This is a genomic window from Microbispora sp. GKU 823, assembly GCF_002027145.1.
GTDB lineage: Bacteria > Actinomycetota > Actinomycetes > Streptosporangiales > Streptosporangiaceae > Microbispora > Microbispora siamensis.
Map to the genome: position 1 here is coordinate 1 of NZ_MWJN01000198.1, position 5,323 is coordinate 5,323.

The window sequence follows — 5,323 nt, forward strand, 5'->3', positions numbered from 1 at the left end:
GGCCAACGGCACGCAGGTGCAGATCTGGGACTGCAACGGCCAGACCAACCAGCAGTGGACGCCGACCGCCTCGGGTGGAGCTGCGGGTCTACGGGCAACAAGTGCCTGGACGTCAACAACCGCGGCACCGCCGGACGGCACCAACTGTGATCATCGTGGGACTGCAACGGCCAGAGCAACCAGGCAGTGGCGGCTCAACTCGGACGGCACCATCACCGCCGTCGGCGCGAACAAGTGCCTGGACGCCTACAACGCGGGCTCCGCCAACGGCACCAAGGTCATCATCTGGACCTGCAACGGCCAGGCCAACCAGCGCTGGACCGGGTCTGACCATGCCACGGCGCCGGGGCTCGCCCCACCGCCCCGGCGCCGGACGTCCCCGAGCTCCCTCGTGTCTGGAGACCCCATGTATCTCACCCGACATCGCCCGGCCAGGTCGTCATCCCCGGGCTGAGCAGGCTCACCGGCGCGGCGGACTTCACGGGCTACTTCGACCTGTACGACGGGACGCTGTACGAGTCCGGCGGCGGCATGACGCTGAAGGCGTACGTGCGGGCCGACACCTCCCAACTGGTGGTGGACGTCACGGGCGCGACCCGGGCAGCACCCAGACCGCGCAGGTGAAGCTGTGGAGCCCGCGCAACCTCAAGGCCGAGGCGTCGGGTTCGGTGGCGACGCTGTCGGAGAGCTGGACCGACGGCGGGACATGGGCGTCCGGCCAGACGTTCGGCACCATGGCCGGCGTCAGCGCGGGCGGGCGCAACATGCGGGCCTCCACCCCCGACTCGCGGACGGCGCAGGTGAGCTTCCAGACCAACAGCGACGGCCGAACTGCACACCGCCGGCACACGCATACGACCCTGCACCGACCTGACCGAAGCGCTCGGCCTGCTCGCCGACCGAGCCCGCGACCTCCGCGGACGCCTCGCCACCACCGACGGCCCGGCCGACGTGGCCGACCGCCGCCTGCACGACCTCGACGGCGACTGGACCCTCACCGTCCTGATCAGCAGAAACACCCCCCTCACCCGATCAGCTGGCCCGGCTGGTCGACACCGTCACCGCCCTGCCCGGCGGTCTGGCCGCCCTCGTACCCGGAGACGCCACCGGCGCGCCCGCGCGGTTCGCCCTGTCGCAAGACGACCAGGGCCCGCGCCTGGACATCACCCCGCCCGGCCTAACCGTGCGGGCACACCTGATGCCGCTCGAGTCCTACCAACGGCTCGGAGAACTGTTCACCACCGCCGCCGACACCAGCGACGTAGCCAGCGATGACAGGCCATCTGACGGCCGAGGTCGAGGTCGCTCCTGCGGCGGGCGGCACGACGCCGGGCGCAGGGAACAGCGCCGGAGGCAGCGGCGCGCAGGCCACGCCGACCACCGCGACCACTGCTTCGGCGAAGGCCTCGCTTGCATCGCCCGCAGCTGCCACTGCTGGCACCGCTGACGCTTTCGTCTACGCGGTGGCGGCTTCGGCTGCCGCCACGGCGCAGGGACCGATGGCGGGTGATTTCTCCGCCTCGCCGTTGAAGCCGTCGGGGACGTGGCAGGCGGGCCAGGCCGGTGGGGCGTTCACCTACAGCTACCCCATCACCGCCCCGCCCGCCCCCTCCGGTGACGCCCCGAAGCTGGCGTTGCAGTACTCCTCGGCAGCGGTGGACTCGCTGACCTCTCAAACGAACAACCAGTCCGGAATCGCGGGGATGGGCTGGGAACTGGAGACCGGGTTCATCGAGCGGTCGTTCGTGTCGTGTTCGGGGTATGCGTCCTCGGGCCGGCTGGGGTACAACACCGCCCAGGTGGGGTGGCCGGACAAGTGCTGGCAGTCGCCGTACTCCTCCGACCCGGGCGCCTCCAAGCTGACGTTATCGGTGGACGGCCACTCCACCGACATCGTCAAGGACTCCACCGGTAACTGGCGCACAGTCGAGGACTACGGCTGGAAGATCGAGCCGATGGCGACGCAGTCGTGGTGGCGGATCACCACCCAGGACGGCACGGTCTACCGGTTCGGCTACAACGAAGACTCCTCGCTGACCATGTCCTTCATCGGCGACGACGAGGGCGAGCGCTGTCACGAGTACTACCCCGCGCCGGGCAGCGGAGAGTCCGCGGTTACGCAGATCTGTGAGAAGCCCTGGCGCTGGATGCTGGACCGGGAGGTCGACCCGAACGGCAACGTGATCGACTACTCCTACGCCAAGGAAGACGACGCCTACTGCACACCGGCGCTGGACTACGACAGCGACTGCTCTCCGGAGTACGACAAGGCCGCCCACGTGCGCGAGGTCGACTACGGCCACAACATCGCCGTCACCGGCTCCACCCCGACCGCGCGGATCGTGTTCACCACCACCGGCCGGGCCTCCGGCAACATCACCGACGTGCCGACCTGGTGCGAGGACGGGGACTACGGGTACTGCCTGTTCAACGAGGGGCCGTCCTTCTACACCACCCAGAAGCTGAGCTCGATCACCACCCAGACCCTGATCCCAGGCACCACCAACTGGGAGGACGTCACCCGGTGGAACCTGTCGTATCAGTGGCTGACCGGCGATATCTGGAACGCCGACAAGTACCCCATCCTGTGGCTGGACTCCATCCAGCAGGTCGGCCTCGCCGACGGCAAGGGGACGCAGATCGCGCTACCGCCGACCACGTTCGATGCAACCTTCCTCGACAACGCCGTCAGCGTCGGGCTGGACCGGTGCAGTTCCCCCGCATCGGCGCAGTGAACAACGGCCTGGGCGGGCGCAGCGAGGTGGAATACGGCCAGCCCCACCCCTGCCCCAACCCGTGGCAGTACCCGCCGACCACCGGCTGGGACACCCGCGGTCTTGACTGCTACTTCGTCACCACCAACCAGGAGATCATCAACGGGACGTGGAACTACTACAGCGAGGTCTACGCCAAGTGGCTGGTCATGTCGGTCACCGACATCGACCTAGTCGGCGGCTCACCCGAGCAGGTCACCAGCTACTCCTACGGCGGCACGGGCGAGACGCTGCGCGTGGAGCCGGGGCGGGCCCTGACCGCCTACTGCGGGTGGTACCTGACGACCGTGCTCGACGTGAAGCGAGTCCACGGGGAACGCTTCGCCGTGCTCTCCGGCGGCACCCACCACCTGCGCACGCCGGTGACGAAGGGACACGACCAGCCGTTAGCCGTACTGCCCCGAAGCGGGGAGGGCGAGGACGGCCCGGTGACTCTCGTGGGACGGCTCTGCACCCCCAAGGACGTCTTCGCCCGCCACGTCACCGCCGCACTCGCCGTCGGCGACGTCGTCGCCTTCGCAATGGCCGGCGCGTACGCGTGGAACATCTCCCACCACGACTTCCTCATGCACCCGAAACCCGAGTTCCACTACTTGAGCTGAGCGCCGAGAACCTTCGCGGAGTTGGCGAGGCGGGCCTCGTTGAGCGACCTGATGACGCCGAGCCGGGCACGATCGCGGTCGGTGACCCGCTGCTGGGCCTTGGTGTAGACCGTGCGGCGGACGTCGGAGTAGCCGGTCTCGGCCCGGCACTGCGCGTCCGCGACCGCCGTGTCGATCTCGGCCCGCGTGCCGCGCGGCTTGTCCGAATCCGCCCTTCAGGCGCTCACGTCGACCACGACGCGAACCGTGGCCTGGTCCGTCTCCGTGGTGCGGACCGTGAGAACGGCCTGCCAGCGACCCGGGAACGGCAGGTTCAGCTGGCCGATGTAGTGCCCGCCGGCGCCCTGGAGCTCCACCGGGATCGGCCCGAGGTCCCGGTCTGTGAGGGTCATGGCGGCGTGCACCTCCGGCACGTTGAGCGGCGCGCCGTTCGGGTCGAGCACCGACAGGTGCAGCTGCGCCGGCCCCACCTTGGGCGGAAATACCGCGAGCAGCACCGCACCGCGCGCGGCGGGGCCGGAGCCGGCCGAGAACGGCACGGGTGTGGGCACGGCCGGCACCGGCGCCGCTCGATTCGCGGGCGCCGCCGTCGAGCGGCGCTCGGCGTACGCCGAGCGGGCCGGCTCCATGGCGACCAACGCGGCGGACAGGCCGAGCACGACGGCGCCCACCGCCATCTCGGCCAGCAGCCGCCGGTAGAACGCGTAGAGCTGGTGCGGGTCAGGGCCGCCGCGGCGCCGGTTGCCGCCCGCGCCGTAGTGGCGGGCGACCCATCCGCGGGCGGCGGCGCCGAACGCGACCAGCACGACCACGAGGGCGACCTTCGCCAGCAGAACCCGGCCGTACGCGGTGGCGAACAGCGTCGGCGGCGACCCGACCTGCCGCCATGCCTGGAACAGGCCGGTGGCGACGATGAGCGCCACGCACACCAGCGCCGTGTGCGAGAACCGGGGCACCGCCACGCGCAGGGTGACGGCGTCGCGGGTCGGCACGTGCGTCATGGCGAGCGCGACGAGACCCCCGAGCCAGACCGAGCAGGCGACGAAGTGCACGACGTCGACCGGCACGGCGAACCCGCCGCCTGGCCCGTCACGCTGTGGTTCGCGATGCTCCAGGTCGCGGCGAGCAGCAGAGCGACGCGAATCCCGAGGGCACGGCCCAGGCCGGTGGCCCACGTCGTGGACAGCAGCCGCGGGTCGAAGGCGCCCGCCACATCGCCGTCGGCCACGTACGGCCCGTACAACAGGCCGGAGGCGATCGCGGCGGCGAGGCTGGCGCCCCAGCCGGCCCACAACACCCGCCGGGCCGGCCGTCGCCGCGCACCGGCCGGCCAGCACCACGCCAGGTAGAACGCGGTGCCGAGCAGCACGGCGAACCCTGCGAACGCGGCCCATCGGGCGGCGCCGTACGCCGTCGCGGCATCGCCGGAACGATCGCCCGGGGGCGTGACGCCGGCCGGGCGGCTGCCCGGCGTACCGACGGTGAACGTGTAGGCGCCCTGCACCGGGTGGCTGTCGGAGGACACCACCCGCCACGAGACGGTGTAGACGCCCTCGGCGAGTTTCCCGTTCAGCGGGGCCTCCACCGACGTGTCGTCGCCCACGCGGTGGACCGGTGCGCCGATGCCGATGCGGGCGCCGTCTGGGCCGAACAGCCGCAGGCCGTCCGGCGGCACGGTCACCGGGTCGGTGAACTGCAGCAGCAGCGTCCGAGGGGAGTCCTGGTAGATCTGGCCGTTGGCCGGCGCGGCGTCGACCAGTTCCGCGTGCGCCCAGGCAGGGCTCGCCACCACGAGGGACACGGCGGTGGCGAACCCTGCGAGGAGGACGGCGAGCCCCGCGCCGCGCGTCCGTGGTGCGGGTCACGGCGAGAGCCGGCGCGGCGGTGTCCGCCTCCGCGAGCGGCGCGGGCGGCCGGCACCGGGGTGCGCCGGCGCAGCCCGGTCGC

At 71.4% G+C, this 5,323-nt stretch carries 6 protein-coding genes; 3 read left to right on the top strand and 3 right to left on the bottom strand.

What is annotated here, in order from left to right:
- Positions 1 to 454, top strand: a 454-nt coding sequence (locus B1L11_RS43775; protein ID WP_256863429.1) for an RICIN domain-containing protein, incomplete at its 5' end; no start/stop codon positions are given.
- A 129-nt stretch (positions 455 to 583) separates the two neighbouring features.
- On the opposite strand, the gene B1L11_RS43780 is transcribed toward B1L11_RS43775, so the two are convergent.
- Complete coding sequence (locus tag B1L11_RS43780; RefSeq protein ID WP_143737988.1) at positions 584 to 766, bottom strand: hypothetical protein; 183 nt, start codon at positions 764 to 766, stop codon at positions 584 to 586.
- 697 nt (positions 767 to 1,463) lie between these two features.
- On the opposite strand from B1L11_RS43780, the gene B1L11_RS43785 reads away from it, so the two are divergent.
- Positions 1,464 to 2,735, top strand: coding sequence for a SpvB/TcaC N-terminal domain-containing protein (locus B1L11_RS43785; RefSeq protein ID WP_179155599.1), 1,272 nt, complete (start codon positions 1,464 to 1,466; stop codon positions 2,733 to 2,735).
- The gene (locus B1L11_RS53555) at positions 2,732 to 3,376 is read left to right on the top strand and encodes a hypothetical protein (protein ID WP_256863430.1); all 645 of its coding nucleotides are present in this window, start codon (positions 2,732 to 2,734) and stop codon (positions 3,374 to 3,376) included. Before B1L11_RS43785 ends, B1L11_RS53555 begins: the two co-directional genes overlap by 4 nt.
- A 215-nt stretch (positions 3,377 to 3,591) precedes the next feature.
- Here B1L11_RS53555 and B1L11_RS43795 read toward each other — a convergent pair whose 3' ends face one another.
- Together B1L11_RS43795 and B1L11_RS43800 are read right to left on the bottom strand one after the other, a co-directional pair.
- Positions 3,592 to 4,443 carry a CopD family protein gene (locus B1L11_RS43795; RefSeq protein ID WP_143737989.1) on the bottom strand — a complete coding sequence of 284 codons (852 nt, stop codon included), beginning with the start codon at positions 4,441 to 4,443 and terminating at the stop codon, positions 3,592 to 3,594.
- Positions 4,374 to 5,177, bottom strand: a complete 804-nt coding sequence (locus B1L11_RS43800) for a copper resistance protein CopC (RefSeq protein ID WP_079321037.1) — start codon at positions 5,175 to 5,177, stop codon at positions 4,374 to 4,376. The genes B1L11_RS43795 and B1L11_RS43800 overlap by 70 nt, the downstream gene beginning before the upstream one ends.
- Positions 5,178 to 5,323: the final 146 nt, after the last annotated feature.